Origin of the sequence: Mycobacterium sp. GA-1841, assembly GCF_001954135.1 — a bacterium.
Lineage (GTDB): Bacteria > Actinomycetota > Actinomycetes > Mycobacteriales > Mycobacteriaceae > Mycobacterium.
On record NZ_MBEQ01000003.1, the window covers coordinates 1 to 25,283 of the forward strand.

The following is a 25,283-nucleotide window of genomic DNA, read 5'->3' on the forward strand; positions in this document are numbered from 1 at the left end:
TGGCTAATCCCTTTTCCAGCCCTTCGGGCGAATCAGTGGTCACAGCCTTCGTGTCTACACGGCGGGCCGGCGAAAATGCGGGCGGGGGGCGCCGGGTTGTGAAACGCGGGACCCGCCCTCGAGCGGACCGGGGGTCTCTGCAGCCCTCAGGACTCCGGCACGGTCCGTTGGTCTCGTGCTTACATACTAGGCAAGGCTACCCTAATTAAGCAAGACCTTCCCCGCGCGGCAGCAACCGCGGACCGGAAGACCGAAGCCGACCAGGGCGTCGAGCACCGCCTGGGCACGCCGCATGCTCACCACCTCACTGGACCCGGCCAGCATCGGAACCTGGGTCGCCGCGCCGACCACCGCAGCCCCCACCATGTGCCACATCGCGGCGATCGAGACCGCGCCACCGCTGATCTCCACCAACCGGGCGAACAAGGGCTCCAGTGCGCGATGGCTGCGATGCGCCACCCAGGTGGTCAATGCCGCCTCACTGGGCAACGCGACGATCCCGTCCGCAGTGGCACTCGCATAGCGAACGACGCGGCCGGACAGATACGGATCCTCCGGCAGCCCACGCAAGGTCGGGTCGACGACGCCGACCCAGTCGATCGCGCCTTCCGAGTCGACGTGGACCCACAGGTTCTCCAGGCCGGTATCCCAGGCCCGGCCCTCCAGCGCCAGCAGCGGTATCACCCGCCCGATCACCACATGGGTCAACGTGGCGGCCAACTGCTGTGCGACCGCGGCCCGGTTTGCCGTCTCGGCCATCGCGGCGTCGAACATCGCCTGCAACCGGTTCGCCGTCAACGCCTCGGCCAGCGGCCACCACCGCCGGCGCGACAGGTCGCCCACCACGGCCACACCGTAGACCCGCGGACATTCCGGGTAGAGCTCGCGCAGACGCCGACTCGATTCATGCAGCGGCAGCGTCCGCTCGATGGCCATACCCGCGATCAGCGGATCTTCGATCAAGACCGTCATGCCACCTCCGAAGGCTCCAGTTTCACTTAGGCTAGCCTTACTATAGTCACCGGCAGCACGGGGGCTACCCCGTGTGACTGGTTTCACAGGCGCCCCGACAACGGCGCTGACCTTGAACTAAACCGACGACGGCGACGCTTACCGGCTTGCCGCCAAAGACATACGACGCGCGGTAGTAAACCCGTAGTACGCTGGCTTTACTGCTCAGGAGAGTGAACGGAACATGGCCAAATTGACGCGTCTAGGGGAACTTGAGCGCGAGGTGATGGATCACCTGTGGTCCGCACCCGAACCCCAAACAGTGCGCCAAGTCCACGAGGCGCTGGCCGCCCGCCGCGACTTGGCCTACACGACGATCATGACCGTGCTGCAACGACTGGCGAAGAAGAATCTGGTCGTGCAGCACCGCGATGATCGCGCGCACCGCTACGCGCCGACGCATGGCCGGGACGAGCTCGTCGCCGGCCTGATGGTCGACGCCCTCGACCAGGCTGCGGATTCCGGCAGCCGCCAAGCCGCGCTCGTCCATTTCGTGGAGCGAGTCGGCGCCGACGAAGCCCGGGCTTTGCGCCGAGCGCTGGCCGAGCTGGAGAGCAAGCACCAACTGTCTCCACCGGCTGGCAATTCGGGTACCGCCTGAGAGAGACTTACGGCGTGTCCGCGCTGGCCTTCACCCTCCTTGCGCTGGCGCTGGTGGGGCCAGTGCCGGCGGTGTTGGCGCGCGCCACCTGGCCACTGCGTGCCCCACGCGCGGCCATCGTGTTGTGGCAGTCGGTGGCGCTGGCCGCGGTCCTCTCGGCTTTCTCGGCCGGCATCGCCATCGCCAGCCGCCTGTTCGTGCCCGGGCCCGACGGCCGGCCCACCGCCACGATCACCAGCGAGATCGATGCGCTCGGTTGGCCGCTGTGGCTTCTCTACGTCGTCGTGTTCACGCTGACACTGCTCATCGGTGGCCGGTTGTGCGTAGCCGTGGTCCAGGTGGCCGTGGCCACGCGGCGACGACGTGCCCATCACCGCATGATGGTCGACCTGCTCAGCAAGTCACGCCAGGCGGTGCAGTCCCACCTCTGTACGGCACACCGCCCGTTGGCCGGTGGTGGACTGCGCATCCTCGATGTCGCACAGCCGCTGGCCTACTGTCTGCCCGGGGTCCGCAGCCGGGTCGTGCTCAGCGAAGGCACGCTCACCGCGTTGTCCGACAACGAGCTGGCGGCCATCCTGACCCATGAGCGGGCCCACCTGCGCGCCCGCCACGATCTGGTCCTGGAGATGTTCACCGCCGTCCACGCGGCGTTCCCCCGGTTCGTCCGCAGCGCCAACGCGCTGGATGCGGTCCGGCTGTTGATCGAGTTGCTGGCCGACGACGCCGCGGTACGGACCGCGGGCCCCACTTCCCTGGCCCGGGCACTCGTCGCCTGCGCCGGCGGGCGCACCCCCTCGGGTGCGCTGGCCGCGAGCGGGCCGACCACCGTGATCCGGGTGCGACGCCTCGGCGGCAAGCCCAACAGTGTGGGATTGGCGGCCACCGCCTATCTGGCTGCCGCCGCTGTTCTGGTGGTCCCCACGGTCGCCGTCGCGGTGCCCTGGCTCACCGAGCTTCACCGCCTGTTCGCCGGGCTGGGATAACACCTGGTCCGACAGGCGTTCTGACACAACAAAACAACGAAAGGTTGCTGCATGACTTCGTCGAGGACCCCGTCGAACACCACCGGCACTGCACAGATCGGGGTTACCGGCCTGGCGGTGATGGGTTCCAACATCGCCCGCAACTTCGCGCGGCACGGCTACACCGTCGCCCTGCACAACCGATCGATCGCCAAGACCGACGCCCTGCTGGCCGAACACGGTTCGGAAGGCAACTTCGTCCGCAGCGAGACCATCGCGGAGTTCCTCGATGCCCTGGAGAAACCGCGCCGCGTGCTGATCATGGTCAAGGCCGGCGACCCGACCGATGCGGTGATCAACGAACTCGCCGACGCGATGGAACCCGGCGACATCATCATCGACGGCGGCAATGCGCTCTACACCGACACCATCCGCCGCGAGAAGGCGATCCGCGAGCGTGGCCTGCACTTCGTCGGCGCAGGCATCTCCGGCGGTGAGGAGGGCGCACTGAACGGCCCGTCGATCATGCCCGGCGGTCCCGCCGAGTCGTACAAGAGCCTGGGCCCGCTGCTCGAAGAGATCTCCGCGCACGTCGACGGCGTGCCGTGCTGCACCCACATCGGCCCCGACGGCGCCGGGCACTTCGTCAAGATGGTGCACAACGGCATCGAGTACTCCGACATGCAGCTGATCGGCGAGGCCTACCAACTGCTGCGCGACGGCCTGGGCAAGACGGCGCCCGAGATCGCCGATGTCTTCGCCGAATGGAACGAGGGCGATCTGGACAGCTACCTGATCGAGATCACCGCCGAGGTGCTGCGCCAGACCGACGCCAAGACCGGCAAGCCGCTGGTCGACGTGATCGTGGACGAGGCCGAGCAGAAGGGCACCGGCCGCTGGACCGTGAAGTCCGCCCTGGACCTCGGGGTGCCGGTGACCGGTATCGCCGAGGCGGTGTTCGCCCGCGCGCTGTCGGGATCGGTCGCCCAGCGCAAGGCCACCACCGGCCTGGCGTCCGGAGAACTCGGCGGCAAGCCCACGGACGCAGCGCAATTCATCGACGACGTGCGCAAGGCGCTGTACGCATCGAAGATCATCGCCTACGCACAGGGCTTCAACCAGATCCAGGCCGGCAGCGCCGAATACAACTGGAACATCAAGCCCGGCGACATGGCGAGGATCTGGCGCGGCGGCTGCATCATCCGGGCCAAGTTCCTCAACCGGATCACGGAGGCCTTCGACGAAAGCCCGGAGCTGCCGAGCCTGATCGCCGCGCCGTACTTCCGCGATGCCGTCGAGGCAGGTATCGACAGCTGGCGTCGCGTGGTCGCCACCGCCACGGCTCTCGGCATCCCGATCCCCGGCTTCTCCTCGGCGCTGTCCTACTACGACGCGCTGCGGACCGAGCGGCTGCCCGCGGCACTGACCCAGGGCCTACGCGACTTCTTCGGTGCGCACACCTACGAACGCATCGACGCCGAGCCGGGACAGAAGTTCCACACCCTATGGAGCGGGGACCGCAGCGAAGTCACTGCCTGAGTAGTACTGGGTAGATTCGGGGCGTGAGGTTTTTGACCGGGCACACCCCGCCGTACGACCTGACCTACAACGACGTCTTCGTCGTTCCCGGCCGCTCCGATGTGGCCTCGCGGTTCGATGTCGACCTGTCCACCGTCGACGGGTCCGGCACCACCATTCCGGTGGTGGTGGCGAACATGACGGCGGTGGCGGGTCGACGGATGGCCGAGACGGTCGCCCGGCGCGGCGGCCTCGTGGTGCTCCCCCAAGACCTGCCGAGCACCGTGGTGGCCGACACCGTGCAGTTCGTCAAGAGCCGCGACCTGGTCGCGGACACACCGGTGACGCTGAGTCCCGACGACTCGGTGTCCGACGCGACCGCGCTGCTGCACAAACGGGCGCACGGAGCCGCGGTCGTGGTGTTCGAAGGACGCCCGATCGGACTGGTCACCGAGGCCGGTTGTGCGGGGGTGGACCGGTTCGCCCGGATTCGCGACGTCGCCGTGTCCGACTTCGTCACCGCACCGGTCGGCACCGATCCGCGGCAGGTGTTCGACCTGCTCGAGCATGCGCCGATCGACGTTGCGGTGCTGACCGCCCCGGACGGGACGCTGGCCGGGGTGTTGACCCGCACGGCCGCGGTGCGGACCGGTATCTACAGTCCCGCCGTCGACGCGAACGGGCGGCTGCGCATCGCCGCGGCCGTCGGCATCAACGGCGACGTCGGAGCCAAGGCCCGGGCCCTGGCCGAGGCCGGCGTGGATCTGCTGGTCATCGACACCGCCCATGGACATCAGACCAAGATGCTCGACGCCGTCAAGTCGGTGACGGCACTGGATCTGGGGCTGCCGCTGGTGGCGGGCAACGTGGTGTCGGCCGACGGCACGCGTGATCTCGTCGAAGCCGGGGCCTCGATCGTCAAGGTCGGGGTCGGCCCGGGCGCCATGTGCACCACCCGGATGATGACCGGCGTGGGCCGGCCCCAGTTCTCCGCCGTGGTCGAATGTGCTGCCGCGGCAAGGGAACTCGGCGCTCACGTGTGGGCGGACGGCGGCGTGCGCCATCCGCGTGACGTGGCCCTGGCGCTGGCCGCCGGAGCCGCCAACGTGATGATCGGCTCCTGGTTCGCCGGCACCTACGAGTCCCCCGGCGACCTGATGTACGACCGCGAGGAGCGGCCGTACAAGGAGAGCTACGGCATGGCCTCCAAGCGCGCGGTGGCCGCCCGTACGGCCGGCGACAGCCCGTTCGACCAGGCCCGCAAGGCCCTGTTCGAGGAGGGCATCTCCTCGTCGCGCATGAGCCTGGACCCGGCACGTGGTGGGGTCGAGGACCTGCTCGACCACATCACCTCGGGCGTCCGCAGCACTTGCACCTACGTCGGCGCGGTCAACCTCGCCGAACTCCACGAGAAGGTGGTGTTGGGGGTGCAGTCGGCTGCCGGCTTCGCCGAGGGTCATCCCCTGCCGACGGGCTGGTAATCCGCCGAGTCGCGATACTATTGGGATCCTGTGTATCGAGTGGACGATCGCCTACTGCCTGGTCGCCTGCTGTGTCAGATCGAACGAAAGGGTTCACGTGCCGCAGGCACCCACCGAGGCCTCCGGTTCTGAACCGGCCTTCGGGGCGGAACACCAGTCACTTCTGAGCGCCGACGCTGACGACCCCTCTCCTAGTCGGCCGGGCCATCGGTCCGGCGCCCCCTTGGTGAGGATCTGATGGGCAGCTCGACCGACCTGGTGCTGTCCTTGCTGTCGATCCTCGCGATCGTCCTGCTGACGCTGGGCACCGCGGTGTTCGTGGCGGCCGAGTTCGCACTGACCGCGCTGGAGCGCAGCACGGTGGAGGCCAACGCCCGCACCGGCGACCGTCGCGACCAACTCGTCCGTCGCGCCCACCGCACCTTGTCCTTCCAGCTGTCGGGAGCCCAGGTGGGCATCTCGATCACCACGCTGGCCACCGGTTATCTGGCCGAACCGGTCGTCGGGGAGTTGATCCGCCCCGGTCTGGATGCCCTCGGCCTGCCGGCCAGGTTCGCCGGCGGTCTGTCACTGTTCCTGGCGGTTCTCATCGCGACGTCGCTGTCGATGGTGTTCGGCGAACTCGTGCCCAAGAACCTGGCCGTGGCCCGGCCGGTCCCGACGGCCCGGGCGGCAGCACCGGTGCAGGTGCTCTTCTCGATGCTGTTCACCCCGGTGATCCGGATGACCAACGGCACCGCCAACTGGATCCTGCGCCGTCTGGGCATCGAGCCCGCCGAGGAACTGCGCTCGGCACGCTCGGCGCAGGAACTGGCGTCGCTGGTGCGCAACTCCGCCCGTAGCGGTTCCCTCGATCCCTCCACGGCGTTGCTGGTGCACCGCTCGCTGCAGTTCGGCGAGCGCACCGCCGAGGAGCTGATGACGCCGCGATCCAAGATCGAGGTCCTTGATGCCGGCGATTCCGTGGCCGACCTGATGGAGGCCGCGATCCGGACCGGCTATTCGCGTTTTCCGATCGTCGAGGGCGACCTTGACGAGACGATCGGCGTGGTGCACGTCAAACAGGTGTTCGCGATCCCGCGCGAAGAACGCAGCCGCACCCGGCTGGCCGGACTCGCCCTGCCGGTGGCCACCGTGCCCTCCACCCTCGACGGTGACGCCGTGATGACCCAGATCCGGGCCAACGGGCTGCAGACCGCACTCGTGGTCGACGAATACGGCGGCACCGCGGGCATGGTGACGGTCGAGGACCTGATCGAGGAGATCGTCGGCGACGTGCGCGACGAGCACGACGACGCCACCCCCGACGTCGTCCCCGCCGGTGCCGGCTGGCAGGTGTCCGGCCTGCTGCGCATCGACGAGGTCGCCGCCGGCACCGGATTCCGGGCATCTGAGGGCGAATACGAGACGATCGGCGGGCTGGTCCTGCAGGAGCTGGGTCACATACCGGAGAACGGCGAAGCCGTGGAGCTCACCGCGTTCGACCCCGACGGGGATCCCGACCGACCGGTTCGATGGCTGGCCACCGTGGTGCGCATGGACGGTCGCCGCATCGACCTGCTCGAGCTGACCCGACTCGACGGCCGGGAGGACAGCCATGGGTGACATTCTCGGCGTGCTGTTGACCGTGCTGCTCCTGGCGGCGAACGCGTTCTTCGTGGCGGCGGAGTTCGCGCTGATCTCGGCCCGCCGCGACCGGCTGCAGGCGCTGGCCGAACAGGGCAAGCGCAGCGCCGTCACCGTGATCCGGGCCGGTGAGCACCTGTCACTGATGCTGGCCGGGTCCCAGCTCGGCATCACGATCTGCTCGATCCTGTTGGGCCGGGTCGGTGAGCCGGCCGTCGCCCACCTGTTGGAGATGCCGTTCGGGCTGCTCGGGGTGCCCGACGCCGTCCTGCACACCGTCTCGTTCATCGTCGCGCTGGCCGTCGTGGTGATCCTGCACGTGCTGCTCGGCGAGATGGTGCCGAAGAACATCGCGATCGCCGGACCCGAGACCGCCGCGATGCTGTTGGTGCCGCCGTACCTGGTCTACATCCGCGCCGCCCGGCCGTTCATCGCGTTCTACAACTGGTGCGCCAACGCCACTCTGCGGGCCTTCCGCGTCGAACCGAAGGACGAACTGGAATCGGCCGTGTCGACCGTCGAGCTGTCGGAGATGATCGCCGAGTCGGTCTCCGAAGGGCTGCTCGACACCGAGGAGCACGGCCGGCTGACCCGGGCCCTGCAGATCCGCAGCCGCACGGTCAGTGACGTGGCGATGCCGTTGGACGACATCCATGCCATCCCGGTGGCCGCCGAGGGCAGCGGGCCGACGGTCGGAGCGGTCGAACAGGCCCTGACCGAGACCGGTTACTCCCGCTTCCCGGTGACCGACATGTCAGGGACTGCCATCGGTTATCTGCACATCAAGGATGTGTTGCCACAGCTCAACGATCCCGATGCGGTGGTGGACGTCGCGATGGTGCGTCCGCTGCCGCGGGTGCCCGCCTCGTTGCCGCTGCCCGACGGGCTGTCCCGGATGCGACGCAGCAACAGTCACCTGGCTCTGGTGATCGCCGACGGCACCGCCGCGGACAATCAGGACGGCGCCGATCCGATCGGTGGCGTCGTCACCGCCATGGTGGCATTGGAGGACCTGGTCGAAGACCTGGTCGGTACGGTGCGTGACGGTACGCACCGTGTCTGAGCTGACGCTCTCGGCGACCGAACGGGTTCTCGACGAACCTGAGTGGACCGCTGCCGAGGCGCGTCACCGCGAGCGCGTCGAGCGCTTCGTGGCGCCGCACCGGCGCCGGCAGGAACGCGGCGAGCCGCACCCGGTGTGGGACTTCCTGTTCACCTACTACAGTCTGCGGCCGCGCCAGTTGCGGCGCTGGCATCCGGGCTTCGATTCGGTACTCGCCGGTCCGGCCGCGCGGCGTTATCTGGGCATCGGCGGGTACACCGAACACGACCGCGGTGTCACCGTCGGGCATGACTATTTGGTCACACGTGCGGCGACAGTGCGATTCGTGGCACATCTGATGCGCGCGACTGCGGCCCGGGCGCCGCGGATGAACTGTTTCGGCCTCCACGAATGGGCCATGGTGTACCGCTCACCCGAGGTTCGCCACGGTCAGGTACCGCTGCGTCTCGGTGCCGCCGGAACGGACGCGGTGGTCGAGTCGATGCCGTTGCGCTGCAGCCATTTCGACGCGTATCGGTTTTTCACCGAGGCCGCCGCGGGCCGCAACGACCGAGCGCTGAGCCGCGAACAGCAGCTCGACGCCGAGCAGCCCGGCTGCATCCATGCCGCCATGGACTGCTACAAGTGGGCCTATAAATTGGGTCCGCTGGTGTCGTCGGACCTGGTGATGGATGCGCTCGAACTGGCCGCCGACGCACGCGCGGTGGATATGTGTGCCAGCCCATACGACTTGAGGCGCTATGGTTTCGAGCCGATCGCCATCGAAACACCGGCCGGGCGTGCCGAATACGTCAGGGCGCAACAACGCATCGCCGAACGGGCGGCTCCGTTGCGGATCACGCTGGCAAACCGGTGTGAGCTGTTGCTCACCAGGCTGGACGGCTGAAAGGCCGACGTTACCAATGGGTAAGCTGGATAAACGGCAGGCGCCGCACGGTGCCTGGAGCCGAGGGAGGAAACGCGCATGACCAATCGCGTGACTGTCGGAAACCTGCGCGTGGCACAGGTGCTGCACGACTTCATCACCAATGAGGCACTGCCGGGCACCGGCGTCGACCCGGACAGTTTCTGGTCCGGTGTGGACAAGGTCGTCGCTGACCTCACCCCCAAGAACCAGGAGCTGCTGGCCCGTCGCGACGATCTGCAGGCGCAGATCGACAAGTGGCACCGCTCGCATGTGCTCGAGCCGGTCGACCCCGAGGCCTACAAGCAGTTCCTCACCGACATCGGTTACCTGTTGCCCGAGCCGGCCGACTTCACCGTCACCACCTCCGGTGTGGACGACGAGATCACCTCGACCGCCGGTCCGCAGCTGGTGGTGCCGATCCTCAACGCCCGCTTCGCGCTCAACGCCGCCAACGCCCGGTGGGGCTCGCTGTACGACGCGCTGTACGGCACCGACGTGATCAGCGAAGAGGACGGCGCCGAGAAGGGCACGGGTTACAACAAGACCCGCGGCGACAAGGTGATCGCGTACGCCCGCAAGTTCCTCGACGAGGCCGTGCCGCTGGCCGAGGGATCGTGGGCCGACATCACCGAGGTCAAGATCGAAGACGGCGCGCTGTCCCCGGCCCTGGCCACCCCCGAGCAGTTCGTCGGTTACACCGGCACGCTCGGCGAGCCGCAGTGGTCCGTGCTGCTGCGCAACCACGGCCTGCACATCGAGATCCTCATCGATCCGGACTCCCCGATCGGTTCCACCGACGCCGCCGGCATCAAGGACGTCGTGCTGGAATCCGCGATCACCACGATCATGGACTTCGAGGACTCCGTGGCCGCCGTCGACGCCGACGACAAGGTGCTGGGCTACCGCAACTGGCTGGGCCTGAACAAGGGCGACCTGGCCGAAGAGGTCAGCAAGGGCGGCAAGACCTTCACCCGCGTCCTGAACCCGGACCGCACCTTCACTCGGCCGGACGGCGAGGGTGAGTTGACCTTGCCCGGACGCAGCCTGCTGTTTGTCCGCAACGTCGGCCACCTGATGACCAACGACGCCATCGTCGACTCCGAAGGCAACGAGATCCCCGAGGGCATCCAGGATGCGCTGTTCACCGGCCTGATCGCCATGCACGGGCTGAAGTCCGGTGACGACAACGGCCCGCTCAAGAACAGCCGGACCGGCTCGGTCTACATCGTCAAGCCCAAGATGCACGGTCCCGAAGAGGTGGCGTTCACCTGCGAGCTGTTCAGCCGCGTCGAGGATGTCCTCGGTCTGCCGCAGGCCACGCTCAAGGTCGGCATCATGGACGAGGAGCGCCGCACCACGGTCAACCTCAAAGCCGCCATCCTGGCCGCGTCCGACCGAGTGGTGTTCATCAACACCGGATTCCTGGACCGCACCGGCGACGAGATCCACACCTCGATGGAGGCCGGCCCGATGATCCGCAAGGGCGCCATGAAGGCCCAGCCGTGGATCAAGGCCTACGAGGACAACAACGTCGACGTCGGACTGGCCACCGGTCTGGCCGGCAAGGCACAGATCGGCAAGGGCATGTGGGCCATGACCGATCTGATGGCCGACATGGTCGAGCAGAAGATCGGCCAGCCGAAGGCCGGCGCCACCACCGCGTGGGTGCCGTCACCGACCGCGGCCACCCTGCATGCCATGCACTACCACCAGGTGGATGTCGAGGCCGTGCAGAAGGAACTGGCCGGCACGTCCCGCAGCACGATCGAGGAACTGCTGACCATCCCGCTCGCCGATTCGTCGCTGACCTGGTCGCCCGAGGAGATCCACGAAGAGGTCGACAACAACTGCCAGTCGATCCTGGGCTACGTGGTCCGCTGGATCGACGCCGGTGTCGGCTGTTCGAAGGTGCCCGACATCCACGACGTCGCTCTGATGGAAGACCGTGCCACCCTTCGGATCTCCAGCCAGCTGCTGGCCAACTGGCTGCGCCACGGCGTCATCACCGAAGAGGACGTCAAGACCAGCCTGCGTCGGATGGCCGCGGTCGTCGACGAGCAGAACGCCGGCGACCCCGCGTACCTGCCCATGGCGCCGGATCCAGAGGCCAGCATCGCCTTCGGCGCGGCGCAGGAGCTGATCCTGTCGGGCGCTGCGCAGCCCAACGGCTACACCGAGCCGATCCTGCACCGGCGCCGCCGCGAGTTCAAAGCGAGCACCGCCGGGAAGTGATTAGACTTCGGCGGGTCCGGATGACTAGACGACGCGAGACGTACAGGGGTTAGGAATGGGCAGGCACAGCATTCCCGACCCCGAGGATGCAGCCGAAGAGCCCGACCACGGGCGCATCGGCGACTCCCGGTACTCCGGCGATTACGCGCCCGAGTATCCCGAGTACCGCGCACCTCGGTACGCCGACGGTGACGACGACTACGAATCCGATTACCACGATTCGGAGTACGCCGACTACGACGAAGCGGACTACGAAGCGGACTATGCCGAGGACTACGCCGGAGACGATGCCTACGCATCCGGCTATCACGACGAGTACGCCGACGATTCCGAGACGGATTACGCCGACGACGAGCCGACCACGCAGTTCGGCGCGGTCTCCGACGCCCCACCTCCGCCCGCTCCGCCGCCGTCCGGCCGGCAGCACGGCGGGGACTGGGACGGCGGCGAATGGACCGGTAGCCATCGCGCAGTGCAGACCGGCAGGCGCGGAGTCAGCGTCGGCGTGATCGTCGCGCTGGTCACCGTGGTGGCCGTGGTCGGTGCGATGATCCTGTGGAAGTTCTTCGGGGATGTCCTCGCCGACCGCAGTGACGCCGCGGCAGCCCGGTGCGTCGACGGAGAGCTCGGCGTCGCGGTGATCGCCGACCCCACCATCTCGACGTATGTCGAAAGCCTGGCCAACACCTACAACGAGTCGGTCAGCCCGGTGGGCGACCGGTGCGTCAAGGTGCGCGTGCAGTCCGCCGAATCCGACCGGGTGGTCAGTGGTTTCGCCAACGCCTGGCCGAGCGAACTCGGTGACCGGCCGGCCCTGTGGATTCCGGCCAGCAGTATCGCCGAGGCCCGACTGGAGGCCACTGCCGGCGCCAAGACCGTCAGTGACAGTCGATCCCTGGTCACCTCCCCGGTGCTGCTCGCGGTCCGACCACAGCTCAAGGATGCGTTGGCACAACAGAGTTGGGCCACCTTGCCGCAGCTGCAGAGCAGCCCGGCCGCGATGAACGCGCTCAAACTCCCGGGGTGGGGCACCCTCAAACTCGCGCTGCCGACCCGCAGCAACGGCGATGCCTCCTATCTGGCCGCCGAGGCCGTGGCCGCGGCGACCGCACCGTCGGGCGCGCCGCCGACCTCGGGGATGAGCGGCGTCAACAGCTTGTTCGGCGGGCAACCCAAGCTCGACAACAACGAGCTGGGAACGGCTCTGGACGCGCTGATCGACGCGTCCGACCCGGCGACCGGGCCGGTACACGCCGTCGCCACCACCGAACAGCAACTGTTCCAGCGGGGCAAGACACTCGACGATGCGAAGTCCTCCTTGGCCGGCTGGATACCGCCGGGCCCCACCGCCACCGCCGACTATCCAGCGGTGCTGCTGGCCGGTGATTGGCTGGAGAACGAGCAGGTGACCGCGGCCAGCGAATTCGCCCGCTATCTGCGCAAGCCGGAACAGCTCGCCGAGCTGGCCAAGGCCGGGTTCCGGGCCGAGGGGACGACACCGCCGTCAAGCGATGTCACCGGCTTCTCCGAGTTGGCGGCGCCGCTGTCGATCGGTGACAACACCATGCGGGTGACGCTGGCCAACGCGACTGCCACGCCGTCGGAGAGCCGTGCGGTCACCATCATGCTCGACCAGTCGATGCCCACCGAAGAGGGCGGTAAGTCGCGATTGGCCAACGTGGTGGCCGCGCTCGACAGCCGACTCAAAGCCCTGCCGGACACCTCCGCGGTGGGCCTGTGGACCTTCGACGGCACCGAGGGCCGCTCGGAAGTCTCGATGGGGCCGCTGGCCGAGCCGGTGAGCGGCCAACGCCGTTCCGATGCACTGATTTCCACGCTGGACGAGCAGTCGGCCTCCGGCGGCGGGGCGGTGTCGTTCACCACGCTGCGGATGGTCTACAACGAAGCCCTGTCCAAATACCGTGAGGGCCAAGCCAACTCCGTCCTCGTGATCACCACCGGACCGCACACCGACCAGAGCCTCGACGGTGCGGGCCTACAGGACTTCATCCGCGGCGCATTCGATCCGGCGCGCCCGGTCACCGTCAACGTGATCGACTTCGGTGGTGGTTCCGACCGGGCCACGTGGGAAGCCGTCGCACAGGCCAGCAGCGGCACCTATCAACACGTCTCCAGCTCGGCCTCACCCGACCTCGAGACCACGATCAGCTCTCTGCTGGGCTGAGCCGGTCGACTGGGCTGAGCCGGCGCTGGTCTGAGCCGATCGCACCCGTTTCTACCGCAGGGTCGTTCGACGCGACTGCGCACGACCCTGCGGTAGAAAACGACGAATGCGCTACGCGAACGCTCCAGCCGTCTGGCGCGCTACGCGAACGCTCCAGCCGTCTGGCGCGCTACGCGAACGCCTCGACCGGCGGGCAGGAGCACACCAGGTTCCGGTCACCGTACGCCCCGTCGATGCGACGCACCGGCGGCCAGACCTTGGGCCGGAAGCCCTTCCCCAACGGATAAGCCGCCTGCTCACGGGTGTACGGATGGTCCCAGTCGGCCACCATCAGGCACTCGGCGGTGTGCGGAGCCCCGCGCAATGGGTTGTCCTCGACCGGCCACTCTCCCGAACCCACCCGGTCGATCTCGGCACGGATCGCGATCATCGCGTCACAGAACGCGTCGACCTCGGCCAGGCTCTCACTCTCCGTCGGCTCGACCATCAACGTGCCGGCCACCGGGAAACTCATGGTGGGTGCGTGGAAGCCGTAGTCCGCCAAGCGTTTTGCCACGTCGTCGACGGTGACGCCGGTGGTCTTGGTGATCCCGCGCAGATCCAGGATGCACTCGTGGGCGACCATGCCGTTCTCCCCGGTGTAGAGCACCGGGTAGTACTCGTCGAGCCGGCGCGCCACATAGTTGGCCGAGGCGATCGCGGTCAGGGTCGCCTCGCGCAGACCTTCGGCACCCATCATCCGGATGTAGGCCCATGTGATCGGCAGGATCGAGGCCGATCCGTGCGGCGCCGACGAGACGGTGTGCTCATCGGGCAGCTCGTCGGCCAGCGGGTGCCCCGGCAGGAACGGCGCCAGATGCGACCGCACCGCCACCGGACCCACACCAGGCCCGCCACCGCCGTGCGGGATGCAGAACGTCTTGTGCAGGTTCAAATGGCTGACATCACCGCCGAACCGGCCGGGCCGGGCCAATCCGACCAGCGCGTTGAGGTTCGCCCCGTCGACGTAGACCTGCCCGCCGACATCGTGCACGGCCGCGCAGATGTCGGCCACGTCGTGCTCGTACACCCCGTGCGTGGACGGGTAGGTGATCATCAGTGCCGCAACGTGATCCGCATGCTCGGCGATCTTGGCGCGCAGGTCGTCGAGGTCGACGTCGCCGTTCTCGCGGCAGGCCACCACCACAACTCGCATGCCGGCCAGCGCTGCCGAGGCCGCGTTGGTGCCGTGGGCGCTCGACGGGATCAGGCAGAGATCACGGTCGGTGTCGCCGCGGGAGTCGTGGTAGGCCTTGATCGCCAGCAATCCGGCGTACTCGCCCTGGGATCCGGCGTTGGGCTGCAACGAGATCTGGTCGTATCCGGTGATCCCGGTCAGCCATTCCTGCAGGTCGGCGATCAGCCGCCGCAGTCCCGGGTTGTCCGAGGCCGGAGCGAACGGGTGTTGACGGCCGAACTCGGGCCAGGTGATCGGCTCCATCTCGGCGGCCGCGTTGAGCTTCATGGTGCACGAGCCCAGCGGAATCATGCTGCGGTCCAAGGCAATGTCCTTGTCCGCCAACGACCGCAGGTACCGCATCATCTCGGTTTCGGTGCGGTAGGAGTTGAACGCCGGATGCGTCAGGAATTCTGATGTGCGCGTGGCGATCTCGCCACCACGGGGCTCTGCAGGTGCCACCCCGAACGACTCCAGCACCGCCCCCACATGCGCGTCGGTGGTGACCTCGTCACACGACACCGACACGTGATCGGCGTCGACCCGCCACAGGTTGATGCCCTTGGCTTTGGCGGCCGCGATCACCTCGTCGGCCCGGCCGGGAACCCGGGCCAGCACGGTGTCGAAGAACGTGTCGTGCACCAGCGCGTCCCCCAGACCCGCCGCGATCGCCGCGGCATGGCCGTGCACGCGGCGGGCAATCGCGGTCAGCCCCGCGGCGCCGTGGTAGCTGGCATACGTCGCCGCCATCACGGCCAGCAGAACCTGAGCGGTGCAGATGTTGCTGGTCGCCTTGTCCCGGCGGATGTGCTGTTCGCGGGTCTGCAGGGCCAGGCGGTAGGCCGGCGCCCCGTCGGCATCGACGGACACCCCGACCAGCCGGCCCGGCAGCTGCCGGGCATGCTTGGCGTGCACGGCCAGGTAACCGGCATGTGGACCGCCGAATCCCATCGGCACGCCGAACCGCTGAGTGGTGCCGAATGCGACGTCGGCGCCGATCTCCCCGGGTGGGGTGATCAGCGTGAGCGCCAGCAGGTCAGCCCCGATGGCCACCAGGGCGCCCCGCTCGTGGGCATCATCGACCAGGCTCGTCCAATCCGTGACCCGCCCGCCGGCTCCCGGCAGCTGCACGATGGCGCCGAAGAATTCACCGTCGGGAAGCCCCTCGCCGAGGTCGGCGGTGACGATCTCGATCCCGAGCGGACGGGCCCGGGTAGCCAGCACCGCCGCGGTCTGCGCGTACACATCGGTGTCGACGACCAGACGGTTGGACTTGGACTTCGTCGCCCGGTGCATCAGCGTCATCGCCTCGGCCGCGGCGGTGCCCTCGTCGAGCATCGAGGCGTTCGAGACCTCAAGGCCGGTGAGGTCGGAGACCATGGTCTGGAAGTTCAACAGCACTTCGAGCCGGCCCTGGCTGATCTCGGGCTGGTACGGGGTGTAGGCCGTGTACCAGGCCGGGTTCTCAAGAATGTTGCGGCGCAACACCGCGGGGGTGAAGGTGTCGAAATAGCCCTGGCCGATCATCGAGACCGCGATGGTGTTGGAGTCGGCCAGTGCGCGCAGCTCGGCCAGCGCCTGCTCCTCGGTGGCCGGATCGGGCAGACCCTCCAGGCCCGGGGCCATCCCATCGGAGGCGAGCGCGTCGAGAATGCCGGCGGGCAGCGCCTTGGCGGCGAGGTCGTCGAGCGACGACACGCCGATCACCTCGAGCATGGTGGTGACGGCGGCGGCGTCCGGGCCGATGTGACGATCGGCGAACCGCGATTGATGCTGGTCGGACACGAGACTCCCCTGAGGCGCAGACGTCCGCAGACGCGCGCAGACGTTGTAGGCGTCCCTCCCCCTCTGTCGTCGACCCGGTCCGGGCGCCTGAGAGATTCAGCCCGGCAGCCGGGCCTTTCCCCATGGGCGGGCACCCAGCGGGCACCACTTTCCAGAGGCATCGGGGCCTGGCGCGGTCCTGGGTGCCTGAGAGGTTGATGGAGAGGTATTGCTCCTTCGGCGTCCGTGACTGGCTGTCACGAAGCTCTCCCGCACGAGGGCGATGCGTCGCCGATTCTACCGGGCGGCTAGCCGATCTTGCGGTCGCGGCTCTTGCGACGCGAGGCCAGCTCATCTTCGGGGGCGGCGATGGACTCGCCCCCATCGGCCCGCTCACCCGGGAAGTCGGCGATCGCCCCGGTCAGCTCCCGCATCGCACCCGACACAGCGATGCCGAACACACCTTGGCCGCCCTGCAACAGGTCGACGACCTCTTCGGCCGACGTGCATTCGTAGACCGTGGTGCCGTCCGAGAACAGCGTGATGTTGGCCAGGTCCTGCACACCGCGCTGACGCAGATGATCGACCGCGACCCGGATGTTGTGCAACGAGATGCCCGTGTCCAGGAGGCGTTTGACGATCTTGAGAACCAGGATGTCCTTGAAGGAGTACAACCGCTGGCTGCCCGAGCCGGCCGCACCGCGGATGGACGGGACCACCAGGGAGGTACGGGCCCAATAGTCCAGCTGCCGGTAGGTGATCCCGGCGATCTGGCAGGCGCTCGGACCGCGGTAGCCGACCAGTTCATCCGGCACCGAGTCGTCGGGGAACAACCCACCCTGGACGGCTTCGCCGGTCGGCCTGACAGGCGGCTCCACACCGCTTCCAGTGGTCAGATCCAGCTCTTCCTGCCGTGGCGTGTCACCCACTGTGAATCCTCTCGCCGATCGAACTCGCCCGCGCTGTACTCATACGTCCTGCACCACAGCAACCTCTGCCACGGCGGTTCGCGGCAAGCTCGAATGTGTCGAGCATACGCTTCCCGCCGGGCCCGGAATGCCCGCTGCCAAGAAAGTATGGCGGCCGAATTGGCGCCCCATCGACTGCCGCGCCGCGTGTCGACACCGATATGCCCAGTTGAGACGTATCCGTGACCTCGCGGGCGACGATCATGTCGCCTTGAAGTCGTCCGGGGAGACGCTGTCCAGGAATTCCTTGAACTTCTCCACCTCGTCCTCGCGAACGGTGCCGGTGGCTTCTTCGTCGTTCTCGTCGGGAATCAGCAACCCGGCCTCGGCCAGCACCGCTTCCTCGACGTAGATCGGCACGCCGACGCGCAGGGCGATCGCCACCGAATCCGATGGGCGCGCCGATACCTTGACGTCCCGGTCGAAGATCAGGTCGGCGTAGAAGGTGCCTTCCTGCAGGTCGACGATCCGTACCTCTTTGAGCGAATGTCCCAGGGCGGCAATGACATCTCGGATCAGGTCATGGGTCAGCGGCCGGGCGGGCTCGACACCTTGCTGCTCCAGCGCGATCGCCGCGGCTTCGGACTGCCCGATCCAGATCGGCAGGTAACGGTCACCGTTGGATTCCCGTAGGAGCAACACGGGCTGGTTCTGCGGCTGCTCCACCCGAATGCCGACCACACGAACCTCAGCCATCTGTGCCTGCCCTCCGCACCGCCGTGCCGTTTCGTCGATTTTTCGTCCGTCGTGCCATTCGCCTGCGCCTCCGCCAAGGACCCGACGTTGACGAATTAGCCGTCGAAATGAGTCTAGTCCTCAGCGATCCAGAACGTCGCGTACGGCGGACTTGATCAGGGACGTGTGGAGAGTGATCGCCAGGGCGGCCACTTCACGGGCCAGGTCGTCGGCCCGGTCCCGGGCGCCGGCCTTGCCGGCCTTGCCCACCGGACCGGCGATCTGGGCGATCAGGTCGGACTGGCGGTCGGCGGCCGAGCGAAATGCCCGCAGATGCCGTGGCTCGACCCCGTAGTCGCCGAGGGCGCGCGCACATTGGGCGATGACCACGGAGTGCTCGTCGAAAAGCCCGGCCGGCCCGGCGGTGATGATGCCGTTTCGCAGCAGCGCCGAAAGGGTGTCCTCGTCGACACCGGACCGGGCCAACAAATCTTCCCGGGACAGCCGCACCTGGGTGGGCGCCACCGCGGCAACGCCGGCCCCGTCGCCACCGTTGTCCTCGCCTTCGGACACCGGCACCAGACGCGGAACCCCGTAGGCCGAACCGGTCTGCGGGATCTCCCCGTCGGGTTGGGCGTCCAGCTGCGCCTTGATCACCTTCAACGGCAGGTACTGGTCACGCTGGGCGGTCAGGATGAACCGCAGCCGCGCACAGTCGTACGCGGTGAACCGCCGGTACCCCGACGCCGTGCGCTGCGGCGTGACCAGCCCCTCGGCCTCCAGGAACCGAATCTTGGAGATCGTGACATCGGGAAAGTCACCCCGCAGCAGGTCGAGCACGGCGCCGATCGACATCCCGGCCAGCGCAGGTCTGTCGGGGGCAGTCATCGGCTAGCTGGCGGAGCCGCTGTCGTCGTCAGACCGGGGGCCGGTGAGGAACACCAGGCGGAACTTCCCGATCTGGACCTCGTCGCCATTGGCCAGCACGGCCGAATCGACCGGTTCGCGGTTGACGTAGGTGCCGTTGAGGCTGCCGACATCGACAACCTGGAACTCGCCGCTCTCCAGCCGGAACTCGGCATGCCTGCGGCTCACCGTGACGTCATCGAGGAAGATGTCGCTGTCCGGGTGACGTCCTGCCGAGGTGGTCGGCTGATCGAGCAGGAACCGGGACCCGGCGTTGGGTCCGCGCTTGACGACGAGCAATGCCGAACCCGCGGGCAGGCCCTCCACGCCGGAAACGGCGCCTTCGGTACCGGCCGTTGCGGGCGCATCCAGTTCGTTCAGGAAGTCGGCGCGGAAAACCGATGTGGTTTCCACCGTCACGTCTTCCGACGACTGGTCGGCCCCCAAATTGCTGTCTTTGTCCGTCACCCGCTGCTCCTCACTGGCTGCTGTGGCGTTGCCCGGCGTGGCCCCAGCCCATCGTCGGTCTCACCGTCGACCGTACCGCGCATCAGGCACCATTGTGTCCACCAACGCCGGATCCGATGGGGAAGATCTCTGCGCGCCGGGCACGGTCGAACCGGTCTCGGCGACCGGCCCTCGAAACCCTAACAATCCCTCACTCGGTTACCGCGGCGCGGTAGCCGTCGGCGTCGAGCAAACCGGACAGCGCCTCCTCGAGAGTGCCCTCCTCGAGCCGCAGATCGACCAGCCAGCCTTCGCCGTAGGGGTCGGAATTGACCAACTGCGGGCTGTCTTCCAGATCACCGTTGACGGCAACGACTTTCGCGGCGACGGGGGCATACAGGTCCGACACCGATTTGGTGGATTCGACCTCGCCGAACGCATCGCCGGAGTTCAGTTGGGCGCCGACGTCGGGCAGTTGGACGAACACCACGTCACCGAGCGCGGACTGGGCGTAATCGGTGATGCCGACGCGGACCGTGTCGTCACCGGTACGCAATACCCACTCGTGCTCCGAGGTGTAGTACAGGTCGGCTGGGATCTCGCTCACGGCGCTCCTTTTGTCGGGCATTTGATTGCTGTGCTCATTTGACGGGCTGAGCGTATTGGCGAGGTTTCGGTTGCCGCAAGGCGGTGACGTCGACTCGCTCGGCCTGTTGTACCACCATCGTGCCGCCGACCCGCTTGACGCTGTCCATTGCCCCGCCGGGAATGTTCATCGCCGCGGCCAACGTCGGTGGATCCCCTATGGCCAGAACCGAATACGGCGGGCCCACGGTGACGTCGTCGACCGCCAGCGCGCCGGGGGCGCCGACGATCCAGGTGTCGAGTCCGACCCGGACCGCCGATTGCTGATCCCCACCGCGGATCTCGATGGCCTCGGCTCCGGCCGCGCGCAATTCGTTGATCACGTCGAGCATGGTCTCGGCCGGAACCCCGGGCGCGTTGTCCTCTATGGTGAGCGTCACTCCGGGCCCGGTGGCGGCCACCGTGCCGATCTGGATGGACAGTGCCTCCAGCCGGGCTTGGGCGTTCTCGATAGCCGCCTGGTCGCTGCTGCCCGAAGCCTGTAGCTGCTGCAGGGTCCGCTGCAGGTCGGCCACCTCGGTGTTGAGCGAGGCCTCACGTTGCTGCAGAGAATCGAGCAGGATGAGCAGATCTGCCGGCCGTGCGGTCTCCAGCGAATCCCCGGACTCGTTCTGGCGTACCTGCGTGACGATTGCCATGCCCAGCAGAAGACACAGCAGCACCCCGAGAGCGCCGAACACCAACTGCGAGCGGCCGCCCCGCACGATCCGCAGATTGCGGAACCGGCGTGGCGAGACATCCGCGGGCATCTCGTGACGACCGTGGTGTTCCTCGGCCGCATGCTCGGGCTGGTGCTCGGGAGCGTTGTCGGTCTCGTCGGGGTCGGGGGTGTCGCTCATGTCAGGCGCCGAACAACCGTCGCCGCAGCGCGGCGGCATTGCCGAAGATCCGGATGCCGAGGACCACGATGATCGCCGTGGACAACTGGGTGCCGACGCCCAGCTGATCACCGACGTACACGATCAGCGCCGCCACCAGCACGTTGAACACGAACGACACCACGAACACCTTGGCATCGAAAATCCGCTCCAGATAGGCCCGCAGGCCACCGAACACCGCGTCCAACGCGGCCACCACGGCGATCGGCAGGTACGGCTCGACGAACTCGGGAACGTTGGGGTGGAACACCAATCCCAGCACGATCCCGATGACGAGCGCGACGATCCCGATCATCTAACGGCCAATCCTGTCCACGTCAGGTCTATCCAATCCGTTTGGCGAAGTTGACATCTCGTACCGATACCGCGGGAACGGTCAAACCGTCGCCCGCACTCACGTTGACCCCGGCTCCATAGGAGAGCTCCAACAGCCGCAGCCGCTGCAGGCCCGGTGAGCGTTCGAAAGCATCGGCCATTCCCTTCGGTGGTCCGATGGCCACAATGGCATATGGGCTCGTGATCGGCTGGTTGTCGACCAGAATCCCGCCACCGGCCTGCCGGATCGTGACACCAGCGCCGACCCGCACACCGCCCACCGAAACCGCCTCTGCGCCACTGGCCCACAGCGAATTGACCACCAGTTGCAGGTCGCGGTCGAGGATGACCTGCTGGCCGCCGGCAACCCGCTGTTTCGACACGTCGCTGAGATCCTTGGACACGCCCGGATCGGTGATCGTGACGGTCAGCCCGGGCCCGATCATGCCGACGGCCGCCGCCTCGATGTTCGCGGTGTCCAGGTCGCCGAGCAACTGCTGGCCGTTCTCGTCCATACCGAGTCGGGTCCGTCGTTCGGAGTCCACCTGATCGACGAGTGCGTCGCGGGCGGCAGCGGCCTTGTCGGCACTGAGCGCCGCCGCGCGCACCCGTGCGGCCATGGTGTGTTGCGCTTCGCGGGCGGCCGGGGCCGCGGTCTGCGCCTGCCCGGCGGCAACCGCGAACACCGTGGCGATGGCGGCTGCGCCCACCACCAGCCAACCGAGATCGGTCCACCGGCGACGGGGCCGGTCCTCGGCCTCGCGGGCCGCGGCGGCCGCGGCGTAGCCGGGATCGAGGTGCTCGGACAGCAGCGACCGCAGCAGGGAGGGCAGCGGAATCCGCTTGGGCGCGTGGGCTTCGTGGTGGTTGAGCCCGGCCCCGGATTCGTAGCCGCCCAGGGTGCTCATGACCGGACCGGGGGAAGTCGTCGCACCACCATCGTCACCTGGATCAGATAGAGCACGGCCGACCACAGATACAACGCCAGCCCCCACAGCAGGAAGGCCCATCCGCAGGCCAGCACCACCCGACTCCACAGTGCTGGATCTTGGGCGTCCGCGGTCCCGAGCAGGACCAGCGGGAAACCGGACATCAGCGCGAACGTGGCGGCCTTGCCGAGGTAGGTCACCGGCAGCGCGGTCAACCCCCGGCTGCGCAGCACCGGCAACGTCGCGGCCAGCACTGCGTCACGACCGAGCAAGGTGAGCACCAGCCACCACGGCACCGTGCCGTGCGCGGCCAGTGCCAGCGGGACGGTGACCATGTAGATGCGGTCGACGAGCGGATCGAGCAGTTCACCCAGCCGCGACGACTGGTTGGCCACCAGCCGGGCGATCTTGCCGTCGGCCCAGTCGGAGAAGCCGCTGAACATCAGGATGGCCACTGCCCACGCGTTGGCGTGCGCGCCGAACAACAGCCACAGGAACACCGGCACCAGCGCCAGGCGCAGCACACTGAGCACATTGGGCACCGTCAGCACGCGGTCGCGCGCGGCAATCGGCGCGTGTTCCATGCCTAAAACTTAGCGGAACACTCCCGGCAGGCTCAGCGCCGACATGGTGTCGTCGTTGAGTGGGTTGTCGTGCACCATGTACGTCCACGTCGAGGTCGGGCGCGCCAGTTTGGACAGATCGATGCCCGGCTCGTCCTCGATGGAGTCGGCCGTCTCGAAGGTCTGTTGAGCGGCCTCGATGGCGTCGGCGGCCAGCGAGGCGAACGCGTCCACGGCCATCCGGTGGAATTCGTCGAGCGGGTTCTGCCGGCCCAGCGCCCGCAGGTGGATGCTCTCCCGGATGTCGGCCAGGAACGCCAGGTGATCACACCAGCCACGGTCGAGGTGGTAGAGCATGATCAGCCGGCAGATCTTGGTCAGTTTCTCCTCGGCATCCGCACCGAGTTCTTCTGCCAACTTGGCATACCGCTCGGGTGAGCGTTCCTCGAGCTCGCGGCGCGCGGTGTCGGTGCGCAACAACGTTTCGCGGCGGTCGACGATGATCGCGCGCTGTTGGGCGATCAACTGGTTGTAGCGCCAGGTGTTGGCGTGCACGTCGAGGAGCCGGCCCTCGGCGACGCGCTGGGCGTGGTCGAGAAGACCGGCGGCCTTGGGCGCGATGATGCGCCCGTCCTCGTCGGTGTCGGTGGGCAGCTTGGTCTCGTCGAGATGGGCGGCCACCACCTCGTCCTCCCAGCTGGAGAAGAAGACCGAGGAGCCCGGGTCGCCCTGGCGCCCGGCACGGCCCCGCAGCTGGTTGTCCAGGCGTTCGGTCTGATGCCGGCCCGTGCCCACCACATGCAGGCCGCCGAGCTCGGCCACCTTGTCCTTCTCGTCGGAGTCGTCGCCGACGTCGGATCCACCCAGCCGGATGTCGGTGCCGCGACCGGCCATCTGGGTCGACACCGTGACCGAACCCAGCTTGCCCGCTTCGGCGATCACGGCCGCCTCTTCGGCGTCGTTCTTGGCGTTGAGCACCACGGCCGGCACTCCGGCCTTGACCAGCCTGCGGTGCAGGTCCTCGGATTCGGCCACGTCGTGGGTGCCGACGAGCACCGGCTGGCCGGTGGCGTGCACCTCGGCGATGTGCTCGACGATCGCGTGGTTCTTGGCCGCCTCGGTGAGGTACACCCGGTCGGTCTCGTCCTCGCGGATGTTGGGCTTGTTCGGCGGGATCGGCGACACCCCGAGCTTGTAGAACTGGCGCAGCTGCTCGCCGGCGGCCAGGGCGGTGCCGGTCATGCCGCACACCGTCGGGTAACGGTTGACCAACGCCTGCACCGTGATGGTGTCGAGCACTTCACCGGTTTCGGTGGTCTCGATGCCCTCCTTGGCCTCGACCGCGGCCTGCAGGCCGTCCGGCCAGCGCTGCAGGGAGGCGATGCGCCCGCGCGAGGAGTTGATCAGGTGGACGGCGCCGTCGCGGACGATGTAGTGCACGTCGCGCTGCAGCAGCACGTGCGCGTGCAGTGCGACGTTGATCTCGGTGAGCGTGGTGGCGACGTGCTCTTCGGAGTACAGATCGATGTTTCCCAGCCGGGCTTCGAGCTTGCGGGCCCCGGCCTCGGTGAGGTGGACGTTGCGGTTGTCGTCGTCGGTGTCGTAGTCGACGCCGGCGGTCAGCTCGCCGACCATCTGGATCACCTCGACGCGCGGCTGCTCACGGTGGCTGGTGCCGGCCAGCACCAGCGGGACCAGCGCCTCGTCGACGAGCACCGAGTCGGCCTCGTCGATGAGCGCCACATCCGGATTGGGTGACACCAGATCGGCGACATCGGTGACCAGCTGATCGCGCAACACGTCGAATCCGATCTCGTTGACCGAGGCGTAGGTGACATCGCACTCGTAGGCCGCGCGACGTTCGGCGGCCGTGGAATCGGCGGTGATCCAGCCGACCGTCAGCCCCAGCGCCTCCAGCAGCGGGGTCATCCACTCGGCGTCGCGGCGGGCCAGATAGTCGTTGATGGTGATCACGTGCACGTGCCGTCCGCCGATGGCGTAGCCGGCCGCGGCGATCGCTCCGGCGAGGGTCTTGCCCTCACCGGTGGCCATCTCCACGACGTCACCGGCCAGCATGCGCAGCGCCGCGAGCAGCTGCACGTCGAACGGCCGCAGAGACGTCGTTCGTTCGGCGGCCTCGCGCGCCAGGGCCAGGAACTGCGGCATGTCCGCCGAGGCCGCCAGGTCCTGCAGTTCGAGTAGCTTGGCGGCCTTGGTGAGCTGCTCGTCGTCGAGTTTGGCCGCCTTGTCTTCGAACTCGGCAGCCCCCTTGACCTCGGAGAGCGACCGAGCCTGATTGCGCTCGGTGCTGGCCCCCAGCAACTTCCAGAACTTGCTGCTCAAGCGGCCGGGTTTGGCGGTGGACGTCTTCGACACATGTTCACGGTA

At 67.8% G+C, this 25,283-nt stretch carries 21 protein-coding genes and 1 riboswitch; of the genes, 9 read left to right on the forward strand and 12 right to left on the reverse strand.

Annotated features, from left to right (window positions below):
* Nucleotides 1-201: 201 nt before the first annotated feature.
* Nucleotides 202-972 carry an iron reductase gene (locus tag A5740_RS00165; protein ID WP_076190486.1) on the reverse strand — a complete coding sequence of 257 codons (771 nt, stop codon included), beginning with the start codon at nucleotides 970-972 and terminating at the stop codon, nucleotides 202-204.
* A 223-nt stretch (nucleotides 973-1,195) separates the two neighbouring features.
* Here A5740_RS00165 and A5740_RS00170 point away from each other — a divergent pair, with 223 nt between their 5' ends.
* From A5740_RS00170 to A5740_RS00210, 9 genes are all read left to right on the forward strand, one after another.
* Nucleotides 1,196-1,612: a BlaI/MecI/CopY family transcriptional regulator gene (locus A5740_RS00170; protein ID WP_067773498.1), complete on the forward strand. Its 417-nt coding sequence runs from the start codon at nucleotides 1,196-1,198 to the stop codon at nucleotides 1,610-1,612.
* 14 nt (nucleotides 1,613-1,626) lie between these two features.
* Nucleotides 1,627-2,598, forward strand: coding sequence for a M56 family metallopeptidase (locus A5740_RS00175; protein WP_076190488.1), 972 nt, complete (start codon nucleotides 1,627-1,629; stop codon nucleotides 2,596-2,598).
* A 51-nt stretch (nucleotides 2,599-2,649) separates the two neighbouring features.
* On the forward strand, nucleotides 2,650-4,116 hold the full coding sequence (gndA, locus tag A5740_RS00180) for an NADP-dependent phosphogluconate dehydrogenase (RefSeq protein ID WP_076190489.1): 1,467 nt from the start codon (nucleotides 2,650-2,652) through the stop codon (nucleotides 4,114-4,116).
* A 23-nt stretch (nucleotides 4,117-4,139) separates the two neighbouring features.
* A complete protein-coding gene (locus A5740_RS00185; protein WP_076190491.1) occupies nucleotides 4,140-5,576 on the forward strand; it encodes a GuaB1 family IMP dehydrogenase-related protein in 1,437 nt (478 codons plus the stop codon).
* A 237-nt stretch (nucleotides 5,577-5,813) separates the two neighbouring features.
* The gene (locus A5740_RS00190) at nucleotides 5,814-7,181 is read left to right on the forward strand and encodes a hemolysin family protein (RefSeq protein WP_076190493.1); all 1,368 of its coding nucleotides are present in this window, start codon (nucleotides 5,814-5,816) and stop codon (nucleotides 7,179-7,181) included.
* Nucleotides 7,174-8,265 (forward strand): hemolysin family protein, encoded by a 1,092-nt coding sequence (locus A5740_RS00195; RefSeq protein WP_076190495.1) that lies wholly within the window; start codon nucleotides 7,174-7,176, stop codon nucleotides 8,263-8,265. Before A5740_RS00190 ends, A5740_RS00195 begins: the two co-directional genes overlap by 8 nt.
* A complete protein-coding gene (locus A5740_RS00200) occupies nucleotides 8,258-9,151 on the forward strand; it encodes a 3-methyladenine DNA glycosylase (protein ID WP_371454692.1) in 894 nt (297 codons plus the stop codon). Before A5740_RS00195 ends, A5740_RS00200 begins: the two co-directional genes overlap by 8 nt.
* A gap of 78 nt (nucleotides 9,152-9,229) precedes the next feature.
* Nucleotides 9,230-11,404: a malate synthase G gene (locus tag A5740_RS00205; RefSeq protein ID WP_076190498.1), complete on the forward strand. Its 2,175-nt coding sequence runs from the start codon at nucleotides 9,230-9,232 to the stop codon at nucleotides 11,402-11,404.
* A 55-nt stretch (nucleotides 11,405-11,459) separates the two neighbouring features.
* On the forward strand, nucleotides 11,460-13,589 hold the full coding sequence (locus A5740_RS00210; RefSeq protein ID WP_076190499.1) for a substrate-binding domain-containing protein: 2,130 nt from the start codon (nucleotides 11,460-11,462) through the stop codon (nucleotides 13,587-13,589).
* A 169-nt stretch (nucleotides 13,590-13,758) separates the two neighbouring features.
* On the opposite strand, the gene gcvP is transcribed toward A5740_RS00210, so the two are convergent.
* From gcvP to secA2, 11 genes are all read right to left on the reverse strand, one after another.
* Nucleotides 13,759-16,590, reverse strand: a complete 2,832-nt coding sequence (gcvP, locus tag A5740_RS00215) for an aminomethyl-transferring glycine dehydrogenase (protein ID WP_076190500.1) — start codon at nucleotides 16,588-16,590, stop codon at nucleotides 13,759-13,761.
* A gap of 163 nt (nucleotides 16,591-16,753) precedes the next feature.
* Nucleotides 16,754-16,852: riboswitch (glycine riboswitch) on the reverse strand.
* 25 nt (nucleotides 16,853-16,877) lie between these two features.
* Nucleotides 16,878-17,498 carry a MerR family transcriptional regulator gene (locus tag A5740_RS00220; RefSeq protein WP_076190501.1) on the reverse strand — a complete coding sequence of 207 codons (621 nt, stop codon included), beginning with the start codon at nucleotides 17,496-17,498 and terminating at the stop codon, nucleotides 16,878-16,880.
* Between the two features lie 240 nt (nucleotides 17,499-17,738).
* Nucleotides 17,739-18,233: a bifunctional nuclease family protein gene (locus tag A5740_RS00225; protein ID WP_076190502.1), complete on the reverse strand. Its 495-nt coding sequence runs from the start codon at nucleotides 18,231-18,233 to the stop codon at nucleotides 17,739-17,741.
* A gap of 120 nt (nucleotides 18,234-18,353) precedes the next feature.
* Entirely contained in the window at nucleotides 18,354-19,100 is a 747-nt protein-coding gene (locus tag A5740_RS00230; RefSeq protein ID WP_076190504.1) for a MerR family transcriptional regulator, read from the reverse strand.
* A gap of 3 nt (nucleotides 19,101-19,103) precedes the next feature.
* Nucleotides 19,104-19,586, reverse strand: a complete 483-nt coding sequence (garA, locus tag A5740_RS00235; protein WP_076190506.1) for a glycogen accumulation regulator GarA — start codon at nucleotides 19,584-19,586, stop codon at nucleotides 19,104-19,106.
* A 190-nt stretch (nucleotides 19,587-19,776) separates the two neighbouring features.
* Nucleotides 19,777-20,172, reverse strand: coding sequence for a glycine cleavage system protein GcvH (gene gcvH, locus A5740_RS00240; protein WP_076190508.1), 396 nt, complete (start codon nucleotides 20,170-20,172; stop codon nucleotides 19,777-19,779).
* Between the two features lie 34 nt (nucleotides 20,173-20,206).
* On the reverse strand, nucleotides 20,207-21,049 hold the full coding sequence (locus tag A5740_RS00245; RefSeq protein ID WP_371454693.1) for a DUF881 domain-containing protein: 843 nt from the start codon (nucleotides 21,047-21,049) through the stop codon (nucleotides 20,207-20,209).
* Nucleotide 21,050: 1 nt separating this feature from the next.
* Nucleotides 21,051-21,383 carry a small basic family protein gene (locus tag A5740_RS00250; RefSeq protein WP_076190509.1) on the reverse strand — a complete coding sequence of 111 codons (333 nt, stop codon included), beginning with the start codon at nucleotides 21,381-21,383 and terminating at the stop codon, nucleotides 21,051-21,053.
* 28 nt (nucleotides 21,384-21,411) lie between these two features.
* Nucleotides 21,412-22,311 carry a DUF881 domain-containing protein gene (locus A5740_RS00255; RefSeq protein WP_076190511.1) on the reverse strand — a complete coding sequence of 300 codons (900 nt, stop codon included), beginning with the start codon at nucleotides 22,309-22,311 and terminating at the stop codon, nucleotides 21,412-21,414.
* A complete protein-coding gene (locus A5740_RS00260) occupies nucleotides 22,308-22,916 on the reverse strand; it encodes a CDP-alcohol phosphatidyltransferase family protein (protein WP_076190513.1) in 609 nt (202 codons plus the stop codon). Before A5740_RS00260 ends, A5740_RS00255 begins: the two co-directional genes overlap by 4 nt.
* 9 nt (nucleotides 22,917-22,925) lie before the next feature.
* Nucleotides 22,926-25,271, reverse strand: coding sequence for an accessory Sec system translocase SecA2 (gene secA2 / locus A5740_RS00265; protein ID WP_076190515.1), 2,346 nt, complete (start codon nucleotides 25,269-25,271; stop codon nucleotides 22,926-22,928).
* Nucleotides 25,272-25,283: the final 12 nt, after the last annotated feature.